The sequence below is a fragment of the Sphingomonas trueperi genome, assembly GCF_040545965.1.
Taxonomy (GTDB): domain Bacteria; phylum Pseudomonadota; class Alphaproteobacteria; order Sphingomonadales; family Sphingomonadaceae; genus Sphingomonas; species Sphingomonas trueperi_C.
In genome coordinates, this window is the sequence record NZ_JBEPMV010000001.1 from 15293 (window position 1) to 33090 (window position 17798).

Below are 17798 nucleotides of genomic sequence, written 5' to 3' on the forward strand. Positions count from 1 at the left end.
GGCCAGGTGGATCCTCGGGGAGAGGAACGTCAGAACTTCACGCCGATGCCGGCGAAGTAGGTGGTGCCGCTGCGCGTTTCGTTGTGCAGGCGGTGGTAGATGCTGTTGTACTGGACCTCGGTCTCGTTGGTGAGGTTGATCGCGTCGAGCGTCAGCCGCACCCGGTCGGTCACGTTGAAGAAGGCGGCGGCATCGACATAGACGGTGCCGTCGAAGCCATCCTTGCTGGCCGCGTTCTTGCCGTCATAGGCGGTGCGCAGGTACGACGAACGATAGTTCATCGAGCCCCGGATCCCCCAGCGCTTGGTCTCGTAATAGAGCGTCGCGTTGGCGTTGGTGTTCGACAGGCCCGGGATCGGGCTGTCGACGCCCTTGTTAGGCGCGTTGGAATCGAGCAGCGTCAGGTTCGCCGCCATGCCCAGCTTGTCGAACGGCGCCGGCAGGAAGGTGAAGTTGGTCTGCGCGGCCATCTCGACGCCGGTGACATAGGCCTTGGCGAGGTTCACCGGCTGGGTGAACTCGGCGACGATCGTGCTCGGCGTCGCACCCGGCACCATCGAGGTAGGCAGGCCGGTGCTGCTGTAGGGCACGTTCAGCAGCGTCTGGCTGGCCACCAGGTTGCGGATGTCCTTGTGGAACACGCCCAGCGAGACGAGGCCGATCTTGCCGAAATACCATTCGGCCGAGGCTTCGACCGAATTGTCCTTGTACGGCTTGAGGTTCGGGTTGCCGATGCTCGCGGTGATCTTGCCGTTATCGGCATTGGCGCTGCCCGAGGCCGCGACCGAGCTGAGGCCCGGACGGTTGATGTTCTTGGCGGCGGCAACGCGGATCAGGAAGCTCGGCGTCACTTCCAGCGTGGCATTGAGCGTCGGCAGCACGCCCGAATAGCTCGAGCTGGTGACGTTGGTGCCGATCGGCGTGTCGTTGCTGTTGGTGACATAGCCGGTGCTGTCGAGATTGGTGAAATACGCCCGCAGGCCGATATTGCCGCGCAGGCGCATGCCGCCCACGGGCGCGTTCCACTCGAGCTGGCCATAGCCGGCGGTGGTCGCCTCGATCACCTTGTAGGTGTTCTCGATATCGGTCGCGCCCGCCACGGTGTGCGCCGCGTTGTAGGTCGCGAACGCCTTGGCATAGTCGCCGGTGATCCAGCTCGCCGCCTTGTTCTGGCTGAACACCACCGCATAGGGCGTGACCGGCGTGCCGGTGACCGCGTGGAACTGGCCGTCATTGTAGATTTCCGAGCCCGAGGTCTCGTAGCGGCGATAGCTGCCGCCGGCGCGCAGCGTGAAGACCTCGTTCAGCTTCAGCGCGGCGTTGCCCACGCCCTCCTTCAGACTGGTCTTGTTCCAGAATTCGCGGAAGTAGAATTCCTTGAACGTGTAGTTGGCCGGATCGGTGGTATTCCAGCGATAGGTGTTGGTCGCGCCGGTGCCGTCGGCGTCGTAGGTAGTGGTCATGCCGCCCTGCGCGCGCAGGTACAGCTTGTCGTCATACGGGGTGGTGTACTTCGAATCCTCATAGCCGACATGGCCGTCGAAGGTCAGGCTGTCGCTGGCTTCCCACTTGCCGGTCAGGGCGATCTGGTTGAACTTGTTCTTGTTGAGCGAGCGGCGATGCTCGCTGGCATAGGTCGCCTTGTCGACGCTGATCGCATCGACGAAGTTGGTGCTGTCCCAGTGGATCGAATTGATCTTCGAGCCGGTATCGAAGATCACCGAGCCCGAGGTGTTATCGGGCCGCGTCGCCAGATGATATTCGTCGCGATGGGTGGTGAACTCGCCGTGGAGCCCGTCGATCGTGAACAGCAAATTGTCCGCCGGACGCCACTGGGTGGCGAGCGTCAGGCCCAGCCGCTCCTGCTTGGCATCCCATACCGAGAGGCGGTTGCCCGAGGCGAACACCAGGTCGCCCGACTTGAACTTGGCCTGCTGGTCGGCGGTTAGCGCCGAGATGTCGAGGCCCTTGCCCAGGTAGCTGCTAATCTGGCTCGCGCTCAGTTGGGTGGGCGAATAGGTGTTGTAGCCCTGCTCCTCGGTCTTGCGCTTCGAATAGGCGACCGAGAGGAGGATGCCGAAGCGATCGCCCCAGTTCTGGCTGAGCATCGCGGCGACGCGCGGCTGCGCGTCCTTGGTGTAGCTGTTGGTGCCGAGCTTGGCCGAGATCGCGCCGGTCAGCCCCTGCTTCTGCTCAAGCGGCTTGGCGGTGAACAGGCCGACGGTGCCGGCCATGCCGCCCTCGGCCTGCGAGGCCTGGTAGCTCTTCTCCACCTCGACGCGCGAGAACAGCTCGGAGGCGAAGATGTTGAAATCGAAGGCGCGGTCGCGCGAGCGCTGGCCGCGGCTGTCCATCGCCGAGTCGACATTGCCCAGCACTTCCATGCCGTTGAGCTGGACGCGGGTGAAATCGGGGCCGAGGCCGCGCAGCGTGATGCGGCGGCCTTCGCCGGCCTCGCGGTTGATCGCCACGCCCGGCAGGCGCTGGATCGATTCGGCGAGGTTGAGTTCCGGGAACTTCGCCATGTCCTCGGCGACGATCACGTCCTTCATGATGTTCGAATCGCGCTTCAGATCGCGCGCCTTGGCGAGCGAGGCGATGTAGCCGTTGACGACGATCTCGCCGTCTTCCTGGGCCTGCGACACTGCGTCCTGCGCAGCGGCGGCCATCGAGATGCAGCTCGCGCCGACGGCCAGCGCGGCGAGCGCCGCGCGATAGATGAATGCCATAATGCCCTCCCTTGTGGCGTGTGGGGGCCTGCCTGCCCTGGCTGCCCCGCAGCGGCGCCTAGGTTCGGTTCATGACGCGTATGTGACATTGTATGTTGCTTTATGTGGATTTGAACGTTCTCGTGTGGGTTCTCGGCAGCGACCAACGCTGATACAGTCGCCCTATGGAAAGCTTGGACCTGCCCGTTCGGGCGCCCTCTACCCGCGCGACACAGGCCGCACGCCTCACCACGCTGCTCGAACTGCTCGAGCAGCGCGGCCAATGGTCGATCGGCGAGCTCGCCGAGCGGTTCGACGTGTCCGAGGAGACGATCCGCCGCGACGTGCGCCAGCTGGAACAGGCCGGGCGCGTGCAGAAGATCCATGGCGGGGTGTGCCTGCCGGGCGGGGTGCTGGAGCCGCCCTATCGCCAGCGGCTGCGCGACCAGGCCGAGGCCAAGCAGCGCATTGCCGAGCGCGCAGTGGCGCTGGTGCGGCCGGGCATGACGCTGCTGCTCGATTCGGGCACCACCACTTTATGGCTGGCCCGAGCACTGGGGCATGTGCGCGACCTGACGGTGATCACCAACAGCATGGAAATCGCCGCGCAGGTGCTCGGGCACGCGGGGCAGCGGCTCTATGTAGCGGGCGGCGCAGTCGATCCTGATTATCATGCCGCATTCGGCAGCGAGGCGATCGACTATTGCCGCCAGTTCGCGCCCGACCTGACCGTGCTGTCGATGGGCGCGGTCGATCCGGTGCGGGGCTTCCTCGATTTCGACGCGGGCGAGGCGGCGTTCAAGCGCAGCCTGCTCCCCCAGGCGCGGCGCGTCGCGGTGCTGTGCGATGCGACCAAGTTCGACAAGTCGGGCTTCGTGCATGTCGCGGGGTTCGGGGATGTGCACGATCTGGTAACAGACCAGGCACCGCCGGAGGAGATTGCGGCCGCGGCGGCGGCGGCGGGGACGTCGATACACGTGGTTTGAGGGGCCTTATCCTCCCCCGCCAGGGGGAGGTGGCAGGCGCAGCCTGACGGAGGGGGAGGAAGCCCTGCCGTCCATTGGCTGCTTACCGCCCCCTCCGTCGCCTTCGGCGCCACCTCCCCCTGGCGGGGGAGGATACGGAGGGCCTCACGCCGCCTTGTCGGTAAGGAACAGCGCCTTCAGATCCTTTTTCAGAATCTTGCCATTGGCATTCCGCGGCAGAGTCTCCGCCGAGAAGCGGATCGCCACCGGCACCTTGAACGCGGCGATCCGATCGCGAACAAAGGCCTGCAGCTCGGCCTCGGTCGCGCTCGTCCCCGGCGCGAGATGGACTACCGCCACCGGCTCCTCGCCCAGCGTGCGGTGCGGAATCCCGATCAGCGCCGCGTCGGTCACCGCCGGATGTGCGTAGAGCACGTCCTCCACTTCCGACGAATAGATGTTCTCGCCGCCGCGGATGATGATGTCCTTGGCGCGGTCGACCACATAGAGGAACCCCTCCTCGTCCAGCCGCGCTAGGTCGCCGGTGCGCACCCAGCCGTCGCGGAAGGTTTCGGCGGTCGCCTCGGGCTTGTTCCAATAGCCCTTTACGATCATCGGCCCCTTGGCCCAGAGCTCGCCGACCTCGCCGACCGGCAGTTCACTTTTGCCGTCGACATCCATGATCTTGAGCTCGGCGACTGGCACCGGCGGCCCGGCGCTGGTCGGCCGGGCGAGATATTCCTCGCCGAGATGGTGCGTCACCGTCGCCATCGTCTCGGTCATCCCCCAGCCATTGCCGGGAAGCGCGCCGAATTCCTGGAAGATGCGCTTGACCAGCTCGGGCGCTGAGGGCGCGCCGCCATAGGAGATGCTCTCCAGGCTGGAGAGGTCGTAGTTGTGCCGCTCGGGATGTTCGAGCAGCTGCCAGGCGATGGTGGGCACCCCGCCGGTCTGGTTGACCTTCTCGCGCTGGATGATCTCCATCGCCTCGATCGGCTCCCAGCGGCGCATGAACACCACCGTGCCGCCCGCCGCGATCAGCGCCATCAGCCCGGCGCTGCACGCAGTGACGTGGAACAGCGGGATCACCAGCAGCCCCACCTTGTAGGGTGGCGCGGCCGGCGGCACCTCGCCCCGACGCAGCATCGACCGCGCAACCGAATAGCCGGCGGTGAGGATGTTGGTCATCAGGTTGCGATGCGTGCCCACCGCGCCCTTGGGATTGCCGGTGGTGCCGCTCGTATAGAAGAGCGTGACGTCGTCGTCCGGCGCTATCCCAACTTCCGGGAAAGCGATGTCGGTCAGCTGGGCCCAGCTGTTGCAGGGCCCCAGGATCGATTCCAGCGCGACCGCATCGCCCTCGAGCGGCGAACAGGCGCGGCTCACCACCACCTGCTCCAGATCGGGCAGCGCCTTGTAGCAGCTCTTCAGCCGTTCGTGCCGCTCGCCGTCGACGAACAGCAGCTTCGCGCCCGAATCCTTCATGCCATATTCGAGCTCGGCGCCGGTCCACCAGGCGTTGAGCGGCACCAGGATCGCGCCGATGCTCACCGCGGCGAAGAAGATCGTCGGCCATTCGGGCAGGTTGCGCATCGCCAGCGCGACGCGGTCGCCCTTGGCTATTCCCTTTGCTTGCATCCAGGAGGCGAGATGACAGGTAGCGCGGTAGTTGGCCTCGTAGCTGACCCGCTCGTCCTGATAGATGGTGAAGGGCCGCTCGCCATAGCCGCGCGCCAGCCGCGCCAGAATCGCCGCGGTGGGCGGCGCGTTCTTCCACACGCGCGTGGGAACGCCGCGGATCTCCACGGTATCCATTTCGAACTTGGCGCCGGGCGCGGTGAGCATGGCGTCCACGGCGGCGAGCGGGGCTTTGGGCCAGTCGGGGGGCAAGGGCACGATCGGTTCAAGGGTCAAGGCAGCGCTCTCCATCGACTTTCTGAACTTTGGGTTTGGCTCGTTGACCAACCGATACACACGTTAGTGTTGATTTGCCGCGCGCTCAAGGCAATAGAAAGCGCGCACCCGGCAGAAGGTGCATTGAACCGAATTCGAACGAGAGGTATGCCGCCAAGCATGGAAGTCGACGACCCGATCGCCCATGGATTCGATGCCGCCCGGCTGGCGCGGATCGATGCCTTTGTGAAGACGCGTTATCTCGACACCGGCAAGCTGCCGCATGCGCAGCTGCTGCTCGCGCGCGACGGGCGGATCGTCCATTTCTCGCACCAGGGCGCGGCGCGGGAGGGCGGCGTGCCGGTCGACGAATCGACGCTGTTCCGCATCGCCTCGATGACCAAGCCGATCACCAGCCTCGCCTTCATGATGCTGCTGGAGGAAGGGCTGGTCGCGCTAGACACACCGGTGCACCATGTACTGCCCGAGCTGAAGGGCGTCGGCGTCTATGCCGGCGGGGGCAATGGCGATCCCTTCGTCACGAAGCCCACCGCCCAGCCGATGCGGATGGTCGACCTGCTGCGCCATACCGCCGGCTTTACCTATGGCTTCCAGGAACGCACGCCGGTGGACGCCGCCTATCGCGCCGGGCGGATCGAGAGCTGGCACGGCAACCTGACGCTCGACCAGTTCATCGCGACGCTCGGCACGCTGCCGCTGGAATTCTCGCCGGGCGAGGCCTGGACCTATTCGGTCGCCACCGATGTGCTGGGCGCGGTGGTCGAGCGGCTGTCGGGCCTGACGCTCGACCGCTTCTTCGCCGAGCGCATCTTCGCGCCGCTGGGCATGCACGACACCTTCTTTCAGGTGCCGGCTGACAAGGTGCATCGCCTCGCCGATTGCTGGACGATGAAGGAAGGCGAAGGGCGGGTGCTGTACGATCGCGGCGAGGCATCGGCCTGGTCGCGCTTCCCTCGGCTGACCTCGGGCGGCGGCGGGCTGGTTTCGACCGCGCTCGACTATCACCGCTTCAACACGCTGCTGCTGAACCGCGGCGAGCTTGACGGTGTACGGCTGGTCTCGCCCAAGACTGTGCAGCTGATGACGATCAACCACCTGCCCGGCGGCCGCGATCTTGCCAGCCTGTCGCGCGGACTGTTCAACGAGACGACCAACGCCGGCGTCGGCTTTGGCCTGGGCTTCGCGATCAACCTGGACGTCGCCAAGACCATGATCCCCGGCTCGGTCGGCGAATTCTACTGGGGCGGGATGTTCTCGACCGCCTTCTTCGTCGATCCCGTCGAGCGGATCTCGATGGTGTTCATGACGCAATTCTCGCCGTCGATGCTCTACCCGATCCGGCGCGAGCTCAAGACGCTGATCTATTCGGCGCTCACCCGATGAGCGCCCCTCACCCCCTCCCGGCCCCGGCCGGAACTGCGAACTAGGAGTTCGAACGCATGTCCGTGATTACCACCAGCCGTCAGGGCGATGTCCTGATCCTCACCTCCGACAATCCGCCGGTGAACGCGCTCGGCGCGGCGGTGCGGCAGGGGCTGCAGGCCGGCATCGAGGAAGCCAAGGGTGACGACAGCATCAAGGCGGTCGTCATCATCTGCGCCGGCAACACCTTCTTCGCGGGTGCCGACATCACCGAGTTCGGCAAGGCGATGGCCGAGCCGTCGCTGCCGGTGCTGGTCGACCAGATCGAGGCGCTCGACAAGCCGGTGATCGCCGCCGTCCACGGCACCGCGCTCGGCGGCGGCTGCGAGGTGGCGCTGGCGTCGCACTATCGCATCGCGGTGCCCTCGGCGAAGTTCGGCCTTCCGGAAGTGAAGCTGGGCATCCTCCCCGGCGCGGGCGGCACCCAGCGCATGCCGCGCGTCGCGGGCGTCGAAGTCGCGCTGGAGATGGCGACCAAGGGCGACCCGATCTCCGCGACCCAGGCGAAGGACGCAGGGCTTGTGGATCGCCTCGCGGGTGAGGACAGCCTGCTCGCCGATGCGGTTGCTTTCGCGAACGAGGTGATCGGCCAGCCGGTCTCGCGCTCCAGCGAGCGCCCGGTCACCATCGATGCGGAGACCTTCGCCAAGTTCCGCGCGACCAACGCCAAGCGCTTCCGCGGGCTCGACGCGCCGAACACGATCATCGACATCATCGAGCAGACCGCCGGCAAGCCCTATGCCGAAGGCGTCCAGGCAGAGCGCATGGGCTTCATGAAGCTGATCATGGGCCAGCAGTCGGCAGCACTCCGCCACATCTTCTTCGCCGAGCGCAAGGCCGCCAAGATCGACGGCATCGCCGACGACATCCAGCTGCGCGACATCAAGCGCGTCGGCGTGATCGGTGCCGGCACGATGGGCGGCGGGATCAGCATGAACTTCCTGTCGGCGGGCGTGCCGGTGACCATCGTCGAGATGGCGCAGGACGCGCTCGATCGCGGCACCGGCGTCATGCGCAAGAACTACGAGGCGACCGCCGCCAAGGGCCGCATGACCGCCGAGCAGGTCGAGAAGGCGATGGGCCTGCTCAAGCCCACGCTCAACTTCGACGATCTCGCGGAATGCGACCTGATCATCGAGGCCGTCTATGAGAGCATGGACGTGAAGAAGGACGTGTTTGGGCGCTTGGACAAGATCGCCAAGCCGGGCGCGATCCTCGCCTCGAACACCAGCTATCTCAACATCGACGAGATCGCCGCCGCCACCAGCCGTCCGCAGGACGTGGTGGGACTGCACTTCTTCTCGCCGGCCAATGTGATGAAGCTGCTCGAGATCGTCCGCGGCGCCAAGACCGCCGACGACGTCCTGGCGACCGCGATGGCGCTCAGCAAGAAGATCAAGAAGGTCGCGGTGATCGCGGGCGTCTGCTACGGCTTCATCGGCAACCGCATGCTGATGCCGCGTCAGGTGGAAGCCACCAAGATGCTGCTCGAAGGCGCCACGCCCGAGCAGATCGACAAGGTCCATGTCGCCTTCGGCATGCCGATGGGGCCGTTCCAAATGGCCGATCTCGCCGGCGTCGACATCGGCTGGCACCGCGATCCCAACCGCATCGAGAATATCCGCGACGCGCTCGCCGCCGAGGGCCGCTGGGGCCAGAAGAAGGGCGCCGGCTTCTACGATTATGACGAGAAGCGGCAGCCCTCGAACAGCCCGCGCGTCGCCGAGCTGATCGAGGAATGGCGCGGCAAGCTGAACGTGCCCAGCCACGAAATCACCGAGGAAGAGATCGTCGTCCGCACGCTCTACACCATGGTCAACGAAGGCGCGCTGATCCTCGCCGAGGGCATGGCCCAGCGGGCAAGCGACATCGATGTGGTGTGGGTCTATGGCTATGGCTGGCCGCCGTACCGGGGCGGGCCGATGTTCTGGGCCGACACCGAGGGCCTCAAGAAGATCGTCGAGGGCCTGGAGAAGTACGGCTTCGAAGTCGCCCCGCTACTCCGCGAAAAGGCGGAAAAAGGCGAGAAGTTCAACCGGTGATGCTCTGCTCTCCCTCTCCCAGCGGGAGAGGGAGGGAGGCGCGAAGCGCCGGAAGGGTGAGGGTGAGCGGGGATAACAGGCTAACATGGCCACCCTCACCCTCCCACCGCCTGATGGCGGCGGGCCCCTCCCTCTCCCAAGGGGAGAGGAGTTTGGATGGGAGAGGATGATGACCGAGCAGCTTGAGCAGTTCCGTATGGACACCCGCGCTTGGCTGGAGGCGAACTGCCCCGCCACCATGCGCCAGCCAATCCGGTCCGAGAAGGACATCGTCTGGGGCGGGCGCAATCCCGACTGGGCGCATCCCGACCAGAAGCTGTGGATGGACCGCATGGCCGAACGCGGCTGGACCGTGCCGGACTGGCCGACGGCATATGGCGGCGGCGGGCTCTCCCCGGCCGAGACCAAGATCCTGCGCGAGGAAATGAAGCGGATGGGCGCGCGCACCCCACTCAACAGCTTCGGCATCTCGATGCTCGGGCCGGCGCTGCTCAAATACGGCACCGAGGAGCAGAAGCTCGAGCATCTGCCCAAGATCGCCCGGGGCGAAATCCGCTGGTGCCAGGGCTATTCCGAACCCAATGCCGGCTCGGACCTCGCCGGCCTGCAGACCTGGGCCGAAGATGCCGGGGACCATTATGTCGTCAACGGGCAGAAGGTGTGGACCAGCTATGCCGACAAGGCCGACTGGATCTTCTGCCTGGTGCGCACCAGCAAGGAGACCAAGCAGGGCGGCATCAGCTTCGTACTGTTCGACATGGCCTCGCCCGGCGTCTCGACCAAGCCGATCCTGCTGATTTCGGGCTATTCGCCCTTCTGCGAAACCTTCTTCGACAATGTGAAAGTGCCCAAGGCGCAGCGCGTCCACGACGAGAACAAGGGCTGGGACGTCGCCAAATACCTGCTTGGCCATGAGCGCGAGATGATCTCGGGCATGGGGCTGGACCGGGCCGGCGGCAATCCGCTGATCGAGGGCGCGATCGCGACGATCGGCCTCGACAATCAGGGCCGGCTCGCCGATCCCATCCTGCGTGCCCAGATCGCGCTGTTCGAGGTGCGGATGCGTGCCTTCTCGGCGATGTCCGAGCGCTTTCTCGACGAACTCAAGGCCGGCCGCGCGCATCCCGCCCAGCCGAGCATGATGAAATATGTCGGCACCGAGCTGAACAAGCAGCGCCACGAGCTAATTATGAGCGCGGGCGGGTCGGACGCGCTGGAATGGGAGAGCGAGGCCTCGGCCAAGGGCGCCAAGCCGCGCGCCTGGCTGCGCACCAAGGCCAATTCGATCGAGGGCGGGACGAGCGAGATCCAGCTCAACATCGTCGCCAAACGCATCCTCGAACTGCCGGGCTGAGAGGCATGCTTTCCCTCTCCCGCCTGCGGGAGAGGGAGGGAGCCGCCGCCAGGCGGCGGAAGGGTGAGGGTGTGTGGGGCGAATGCGGCCCTTCCCTTCGCCCGACTCACCCTCACCCCGACCCTCTCCCGCAGGCGGGAGAGGGAGTTTTCAAGGGAAGATCGATGCCGCTCTACCTCAACGACGAACAGACGATGCTCCGCGACACCGCCCGCGACTTCATCGCCGAACACGCCCCGGTCCGCCACCTGCGGGCCCTGCGCGACGCCAAGGACCCGACCGGCTTCAGCCGCGACCTGTGGAAGCAGTTCGCCGAGATGGGCCTCACCGGCATCCTGATCCCCGAGACCGCCGGCGGCCTGGGCCTCGGCCATGTCGAGGCGGGCGTGGTGCTGGAGGAGATCGGCCGCAACCTAACCCCCTCCCCCTTCCTCTCCACCGCCGTCGCCGCGGTCGAGGCGCTGAAGGGCACCGGCCATGCCGAGCGCTGGTTTCCCGGCATCGCCGCGGGCGAGGCGGTGATCGCCATCGCACATGACGAGAAGCCCAAGTTCGGCCGCGCCGTCGCCCTCAAGGCAGAGCGCGCCGGCAACGGCTTCCGCCTGACCGGCACCAAGCGCTTCGCCCACCATGCCCATGCCGCCGACCTGATCCTCGTCACCGCCCGCACTGCCGGTAGCGACACGGACGCGCACGGCATCACCCTGTTCGCGATCGACCCCAAGGCCGCGGGCCTAGATCTCCGTCCCGAGCGCCTGGCCGATTCCAGCCTCGCTGCACACGCCAGCTTCGACGGCGTCGAAGTCACCGCCGATGCGGTGGTCGGCGAGATCGACGCCGGCGCCGATCCGCTCGGCCGCCTGCTCCGCGCCGCCGGGGCCGGTGCCTCGGCCGAATTGCTCGGCGTCGGCGCAGGCGCAAGCGACATGACGCTCGGCTATCTCAAGGAACGCAAGCAGTTCGGCACACTGATCGGCAGCTTCCAGGCGCTCCAGCACCGCGCCGCGCATCTCTACAGCGAGATGGAAGTTGCTCGCGCAGCGACGCTCAAGGCACAGCAGCTGCTCGATGCCGGCGAGCCCGCCGACGAGGCCGTCGCCATCGCCAAGGCGATGACCGGGCTTGCCACCACGCTCGCCGTGCAGGAGGGTATCCAGATGCACGGCGGGATCGGTATGACCGACGAATATGACATCGGCTTCTACATGAAGCGCGCTCGCGTGCTCGCCGAGATGTTCGGCGATTCCAACTATCACGCCAATGCGCTGGCGGAGGCAGCCGGCTACTGATGACCGACGCGAAATCCCCCGAAGACCTGGTCGCCGGCCTTACCGCGTTGCTCGACGTCGAAACGCTCGATACCGATCTCTATCGCGGTGCCCGCCAGCCGGGCGGCGTCGGTCGGGTGTTCGGGGGCCAGGTGATCGCCCAGGCGCTGCAGGCGGCGCAGCGCTCGGTCGAGGACGGCAAGGTCGCCCATTCGCTCCACGCCTATTTCATGCGGCCGGGCGACGAGGACTATCCGATCCTCTACCGCGTGGTGCGCGATTTCGAGGGGCGCAGCTTCGCCAATCGCCGCGTGATCGCGATGCAGAAGGGCAAGCCGATCCTCAACATGGCGGCGTCGTTCCAGCTCCCCGCCGAGGGGCTGCACCACCAGGATGCGATGCCCGACGTGCCCCCGCCCGAGGAGCTCCGCTCCGAGGCCGAATTGCGCGAAGAAATCCGCGACCAGATCCCGGAGAAGTTCAAGCGCTTCTTCCTCCGCGCCCGGCCGATCGAGATCCGCCCGGTCCACCCGCGCAACTGGTTCCAGCCCGAGCCGCGCGAACCGCGGCAATTTAGCTGGTTCCGCGTCGTCGCCCCCCTGCCCGACGAGCCCGCGCTCCACCGCGCGATGCTCGCTTATGCCAGCGACATGACCCTGCTCGGCACCTGCATGCTGCCGCACAGCGTCAGCTGGATGAGCGGTCAGGTGCAGACCGCAAGCCTCGACCATGCCCTCTGGCTGCACGAACCGTTCCGCTTCGACGAATGGCTGCTCTACGCCACCGATAGCCCCTGGGCCGGCCACACCCGCGGCTTCAACCGCGGCAGCATCTATGCGCGCGACGGCCGGCTGGTGGCGAGCGTGACCCAGGAAGGGCTGATCCGCACGGCGTAACGATTTGTCGCAAAGGCGATCGATTTCATCTCACGTGCGCAATTATTACGCTTGATTATCCACCGTTCATGCAGATAAGCCCTTAGCCGGGAGGTTTGGGGTTTTATCCTATGTCGTATCGCGTACTCGCGATATGCGCGCCTCTCGTGTCGCTTTTTACCGCGACGGCGCTGCATGCGCAGACACTTGAGGACGCCGTCCTCGCCCAGATCAACGCCGCCCGGTCCAATCCTCGTGCCTATGCCGAAAAGCTGCGGGAATATCGCAGCTATTTCGATGGCGCCGTCGTCTATATGCCTGGCGACTATAACGGCCTGCTCACGCGCGAGGGCACGGTGGTCGTCGACGAGACGATCGCTTTCCTCGAAAAGCAGGAGCCGCTGCCGCCCCTCACCCGGGCCGAAATCCTGGCACTGGCCGCGGTCGACTTCTCCCGCGAGCAGGGCGCGCTCGGCGCGCGCGGGCATCGCGGGGCCGATGGCAGCGATCCCGGCGTCCGCGTCAAGCGTCACGGCGGGGACGTCTTCGTCGGCGAAGCGATCGCATACGGTTTCGACGATGCAGAGCAGGTAGTGCGGCAGATGATCGTCGACGACGGCGTTCCCGATCGTGGCCACCGAAGGCTGTTGTTCGACGCCAAGCTCCAGTTCGCCGGAATCGGCTGCGGGCCGCACAGCAAAATGGAGCATATCTGCGTCGTCGACGTCAGCGCGACCAAGGACGGCCGCCCGGTGCGTCTCCGCTACGCCCTGCAGCAGCGCTGAGCGGCCGTCACTTCCGGCCGAACAGCTTCTCGATGTCGCCATGCGCCAGCTTCACCCAGGTGGGGCGGCCATGGTTGCACTGGCCCGAATGCGGCGTGACCTCCATCTCGCGCAGCAGCGCGTTCATTTCCGCGACCGAGAGGATGCGGCCGGCGCGGACCGAGCCATGGCAGGCCATGGTCGCGGCGACATGGTCGAGCCGTTCCTTGAGGCTCAGCGCCTCGTCAAAGCTGGCGAGTTCGTCGGCGAGATCGGTGACGAGGCCGTGGACGTCGCCGGTGCCGAGCGCGGCGGGCACCGCGCGGACCAGCATCGCGCGCGGGCCGAAGCGTTCGAGTTCGAGCCCGAAGGCGCGCAGTTCCTCGACGCGCGCTTCGAGCCGGTCGCAGCCGGGCTCGTCGAGTTCGACCACTTCGGCGAGGAGCAGCGCCTGGCTGGGCACGGTCCCCCCGGCCATGGCGCGGCGCATGCGTTCGAGCACCAACCGCTCGTGCGCCGCATGCTGGTCGACCAGGACGAGCCCGTCCTGCGCTTCGGCGACGATATAGGTCTTGGCGACCTGGCCCCGGGCGACGCCGAGCGGGAAATCGGTGGCGAGCGGGGCTTCGTGGCGCGCGGGTTCGGCGCGGGCCAAGGGGGCGGCGGCGAAGAAGGTTTGGAAGTCCCGTACCATCCCGGAATAGTGCCGTAGCCCCTCCCCTTCAGGGGAGGGGTTGGGGTGGGGCTGTGTCTCACCGAGACCAACAAATGGTCTGGAATCCCTCCACCCCAACCCCTCCTCCAAGGAGGAGGGGCTAGTGGTAGGAACACCCCCCGGCTGCCACAATCCCAGCGCCGCCTCGCTCGGCCGCTGCACGCTGCGGTGCCCGGCCGCATCGAGCGCGCGCCGGAGCCCGCTGACGATCAGCCCCCGCGCCAGCGCCGGATCGCGGAAGCGCACTTCGGTCTTGGCGGGGTGGACGTTCACGTCGACCACCTCGGGCGGCACGTCGAGGAACAGCGCCACCACCGGGTGCCGGTCGCGCGCAAGCATCTCGGCATAGGCGCCGCGCACCGCGCCGACGAGCAGCCGGTCCTTCACCGGGCGGCCGTTGACGAACAGATATTGGTGGTCCGCCACGCCGCGGTTGAACGTCGGGATGCTGGCGACCCCGCCGAGCACCAGCCCCTCGCGCTCGAAGTCAATCGCGACGCTGTTCTCCTGCAGCGCGCGGTCGGTGAGCGCCGCCACCCGCGCCGGTCGGCTCTCGCCGCCCTGCACGCTCAGCACCCGGCGCCCGTCATGCTCGACCGCGAAGGCGATGTCGGGCCGCGCCATGGCGAGCCGCTTCATCCCGTCGAGGCAGGCGGCATATTCGGCGCGGGTCGAGCGGAGGAACTTGCGGCGCGCGGGCACGCGCCCGAACAGCGCCTCCACCCGCACCCGCGTGCCCGGCGGCAAGGCGGCCGGTCCCTCGGCGATCCGTGCGCCGTTATCCACCGTCAGCGACCAGCCTTCGGCGCCGCGCACCCGGCTTTCCAGCGTCAGCTGCGCGACGCTGGCGATCGAGGGCAGCGCCTCGCCGCGGAAACCTAACGTCGCGACGTGCTCGATATCGTCGGTCGGCAGCTTGGAGGTGGCGTGACGCTCCAGTGCGAGGGCCATTTCGGGCGCCGCCATGCCGCAGCCATCGTCGATCACCTCGATCAATTCGATGCCGCCGCCGGCCAGCTTCACGGTGATCCGTGTCGCGCCTGCGTCGATTGCGTTTTCAACGAGTTCCTTGAGGGCGCTGGCAGGGCGTTCGACCACCTCGCCGGCAGCGATACGGTTAACAAGATGTTCGGGCAGTCGGCGTATTGACATGCCATCCGCTGTAGCCCAAGCGACGGCCTCCCGCGACCCGCATCCGCAAGACCCCAGGCCGGCGTCAAAACCGTCCCGGAAAAGGTTCGGGCCAAACACTTAGTGCGAGCAGCCGGACGGGGGGGCGCCCAACCCGGCAGGACGGATCAATAAATGGCTTTCTCCCGCATTTTCAAATTCATGTCCCACGACATGGCGATCGATCTGGGTACTGCGAACACCGTCGTATATCTGCGTGGCCGCGGCATCGTGCTGAACGAGCCGTCGGTGGTGGCGGTCGAGACGCTGAACGGCGTGAAGAAGGTCAAGGCCGTCGGCGACGACGCCAAGCTGATGATGGGCAAGACGCCCGGCTCGATCGAGGCGATTCGTCCGCTGCGTGACGGCGTGATCGCCGACATCGATGTCGCCGAAGAGATGATCAAGCACTTCATCCGCAAGGTGCACGGGCAGCGCCGCTTCATGCGCTGGCCGGAGATCGTGATCTGCGTGCCGTCGGGCTCCACCTCGGTCGAGCGCCGCGCAATCCGTGACGCCGCGTCGAACGCCGGCGCCAGCCAGGTCTGGCTGATCGAGGAGCCGATGGCCGCCGCGATCGGCGCCGACATGCCGGTCACCGAGCCGATCGGCTCGATGGTCGTCGACATCGGCGGCGGCACCACCGAAGTCGCGGTACTCAGCCTGCGCGGCCTCGCCTATTCGACCAGCGTGCGTGTCGGCGGCGACAAGATGGACGAGGCGATCGTCTCCTACGTCCGCCGCAACCACAACCTGCTGATCGGCGAAGCCACTGCCGAACGGATCAAGCAGGAAGTCGGCGTCGCCAAGCCGCCGGTCGACGGCATCGGCAAGACGATCCACATCAAGGGTCGCGACCTGGTCAACGGCGTGCCCAAGGAAATCCAGATCAACCAGGGCCAGATCGCCGAGGCGCTGTCCGAGCCGGTCAACACGATCGTCGAAGGCGTCCGCATCGCGCTGGAGAACACCGCGCCGGAGCTGGCCGCCGACATCGTCGACCAGGGCATCGTCCTCACCGGCGGCGGCGCGCTGCTGCATGGGCTGGACGAAGTGCTGCGCGACGAGACCGGCCTGCCCGTCACCGTCGCCGACGATCCGCTGACCTGCGTGGCGCTGGGCACCGGCCGCGCGCTCGAGGATCCGATGTTCCGCGGCGTTCTCCTCCAGGTCTGACGAAAGGCCAACGGCGATGGCGCCGCCACGGAATCGGCGCCCGGGGTTCTCGCGACGGGCGCAATATGGGCTGTTCTTCAGCTATGTGGCGGCGATCGGCCTGTTGCTGATCGGCGGCGGGCTCGTGCTGGTCTCGCGCTACAACCCGCATCTGTTCGGCCCGCTGCGCAGCACCCTCGCCGAGGTGACCACCCCGGTCTCCTCGGGCCTCGACACGGTGCGGCGCGGCGTGGGCAGCGTGCCGACGGCGATCGGCAGCTATTTCGGGGTGCGTGGCGAGAATGCGCGGCTCAAGCGCCAGATCGAGGCCGAGCATGCCGCGCTCCAGCGCGCGCTGGGCCTCGAGCGCGAGAACCAGCGGCTGCGCCAACTGCTCAAGGCGCGCGATGCCACGCCGGAGACGATCGTCGTCGCCCGGCTGGTCAATTCCTCGGCGTCCAGCACCCGCCGCTATGCCACGCTCAATGCGGGCAGCTGGCAGCGCGTCGGCCAGGGACAGCCCGTGCGCGACGGCGACGGGTTGATTGGCCAGGTGGTGGAGGCCGGGCCGAACGCCTCGCGCGTGCTGCTGATCACCGATCCGGACAGCACCATCCCCGTCCGCCGGGCGAGCGACGGCCTGCCCGCCATCGTCACCGGCAAGGGCGACGGGACGCTCGACGTGCGCGCCGCCAATGCCGCGGCCAATCCCTTCCGGCCGGGCGACCTGCTCGTCACCTCGGGCACCGGCGGCGTGTTCCCGCCCAACATTCCGCTCGGCAAGGTGAGCGCGATCGGCCGCGACTCCTCGGTCGTCACCCCCGCGAGCAACCCCGACATGGCCGATTTCGTGATGGTGCTGCGCGTGTTCCTGCCCGAGCCGGCGCCGCCGCCCCAGGCCTTCCCGACACCCGCCGCCACGCCCAAGGCCAAGTGATGGCGCTCGACCTCCAGCCGCTGGGAGTGCCCTCGCCGCGCCCCCGGGCGCGCTGGCTCGCACCGCTGTCGATCGCGCTTGCCTCGCTGGTGACGCTCCTGCCGGTGGTGGCCACGGTGCCCTTCCTGCCGCCCTTCGGCCTGCTGATGCTGCTTGGCTGGCGGCTGCTGCGTCCCGACGCGCTGCGCGTCTGGGTCGCCGCCCCGCTCGGGCTATTCGACGATCTGCTCAGCGGCCAGCCCTTCGGCTCGGCGATGTTCCTGTGGATGGCATGCATGTTGATCATCGACGTGCTAGAGACGCGCATCGTGTGGCGAAACTTCTGGCAGGACTGGCTGATTGCCGCGGGCGCGACCGCTTTCGTGCTGATCGCAGGGCGGTTCCTTGCGTCCCCCATCTCGGCCAAGGTCGATGCCGCGCTGCTGCTCCAGGCTGGCGCCTCGGCGATGCTGTTCCCGCTCACCTCGCGGCTGTGCGCCTGGCTCGACCGTGACGTGGTGAAGGCCTGA

Annotated in this window: 13 protein-coding genes; 10 read left to right on the forward strand and 3 right to left on the reverse strand. The window is 67.1% G+C overall.

Going from position 1 to position 17798, the window contains the following annotated elements:
* Window positions 1-29: 29 nt before the first annotated feature.
* On the reverse strand, window positions 30-2729 hold the full coding sequence (locus ABIC35_RS00095; protein ID WP_121078092.1) for a TonB-dependent receptor: 2700 nt from the start codon (window positions 2727-2729) through the stop codon (window positions 30-32).
* Between the two features lie 164 nt (window positions 2730-2893).
* Here ABIC35_RS00095 and ABIC35_RS00100 point away from each other — a divergent pair, with 164 nt between their 5' ends.
* Window positions 2894-3694: a DeoR/GlpR family DNA-binding transcription regulator gene (locus tag ABIC35_RS00100; protein WP_121078094.1), complete on the forward strand. Its 801-nt coding sequence runs from the start codon at window positions 2894-2896 to the stop codon at window positions 3692-3694.
* 144 nt (window positions 3695-3838) lie between these two features.
* Here the strand turns inward: ABIC35_RS00100 and ABIC35_RS00105 are convergent, their stop codons facing one another.
* The gene (locus tag ABIC35_RS00105; RefSeq protein WP_121078096.1) at window positions 3839-5602 is read right to left on the reverse strand and encodes a class I adenylate-forming enzyme family protein; all 1764 of its coding nucleotides are present in this window, start codon (window positions 5600-5602) and stop codon (window positions 3839-3841) included.
* Window positions 5603-5746: 144 nt separating this feature from the next.
* Here ABIC35_RS00105 and ABIC35_RS00110 point away from each other — a divergent pair, with 144 nt between their 5' ends.
* The 6 genes from ABIC35_RS00110 (at window position 5747) to ABIC35_RS00135 (ending at window position 13333) form a co-directional block, all read left to right on the forward strand.
* Window positions 5747-6970: a serine hydrolase domain-containing protein gene (locus tag ABIC35_RS00110; protein ID WP_121078099.1), complete on the forward strand. Its 1224-nt coding sequence runs from the start codon at window positions 5747-5749 to the stop codon at window positions 6968-6970.
* Between the two features lie 56 nt (window positions 6971-7026).
* Complete coding sequence (locus ABIC35_RS00115) at window positions 7027-9051, forward strand: 3-hydroxyacyl-CoA dehydrogenase NAD-binding domain-containing protein (protein ID WP_121078100.1); 2025 nt, start codon at window positions 7027-7029, stop codon at window positions 9049-9051.
* A gap of 166 nt (window positions 9052-9217) precedes the next feature.
* Window positions 9218-10405 carry an acyl-CoA dehydrogenase family protein gene (locus ABIC35_RS00120; RefSeq protein WP_121078102.1) on the forward strand — a complete coding sequence of 396 codons (1188 nt, stop codon included), beginning with the start codon at window positions 9218-9220 and terminating at the stop codon, window positions 10403-10405.
* Window positions 10406-10569: 164 nt separating this feature from the next.
* Window positions 10570-11694, forward strand: a complete 1125-nt coding sequence (locus ABIC35_RS00125) for an acyl-CoA dehydrogenase family protein (RefSeq protein ID WP_121078104.1) — start codon at window positions 10570-10572, stop codon at window positions 11692-11694.
* Window positions 11694-12569: an acyl-CoA thioesterase gene (locus tag ABIC35_RS00130; RefSeq protein ID WP_121078106.1), complete on the forward strand. Its 876-nt coding sequence runs from the start codon at window positions 11694-11696 to the stop codon at window positions 12567-12569. Before ABIC35_RS00125 ends, ABIC35_RS00130 begins: the two co-directional genes overlap by 1 nt.
* A 146-nt stretch (window positions 12570-12715) precedes the next feature.
* Window positions 12716-13333 carry a CAP domain-containing protein gene (locus ABIC35_RS00135; protein ID WP_354278136.1) on the forward strand — a complete coding sequence of 206 codons (618 nt, stop codon included), beginning with the start codon at window positions 12716-12718 and terminating at the stop codon, window positions 13331-13333.
* A 7-nt stretch (window positions 13334-13340) separates the two neighbouring features.
* Here ABIC35_RS00135 and mutL read toward each other — a convergent pair whose 3' ends face one another.
* Entirely contained in the window at window positions 13341-15179 is a 1839-nt protein-coding gene (gene mutL / locus ABIC35_RS00140) for a DNA mismatch repair endonuclease MutL (RefSeq protein ID WP_121078110.1), read from the reverse strand.
* A 153-nt stretch (window positions 15180-15332) separates the two neighbouring features.
* Here mutL and ABIC35_RS00145 point away from each other — a divergent pair, with 153 nt between their 5' ends.
* The 3 genes from ABIC35_RS00145 to mreD are packed head-to-tail and all read left to right on the forward strand — an operon-like array spanning window position 15333 to window position 17798.
* Window positions 15333-16373, forward strand: coding sequence for a rod shape-determining protein (locus ABIC35_RS00145; RefSeq protein ID WP_064313791.1), 1041 nt, complete (start codon window positions 15333-15335; stop codon window positions 16371-16373).
* A 16-nt stretch (window positions 16374-16389) separates the two neighbouring features.
* Window positions 16390-17289: a rod shape-determining protein MreC gene (mreC, locus tag ABIC35_RS00150; protein ID WP_121078113.1), complete on the forward strand. Its 900-nt coding sequence runs from the start codon at window positions 16390-16392 to the stop codon at window positions 17287-17289.
* The gene (gene mreD / locus ABIC35_RS00155; RefSeq protein ID WP_121078115.1) at window positions 17289-17798 is read left to right on the forward strand and encodes a rod shape-determining protein MreD; all 510 of its coding nucleotides are present in this window, start codon (window positions 17289-17291) and stop codon (window positions 17796-17798) included. The genes mreC and mreD overlap by 1 nt, the downstream gene beginning before the upstream one ends.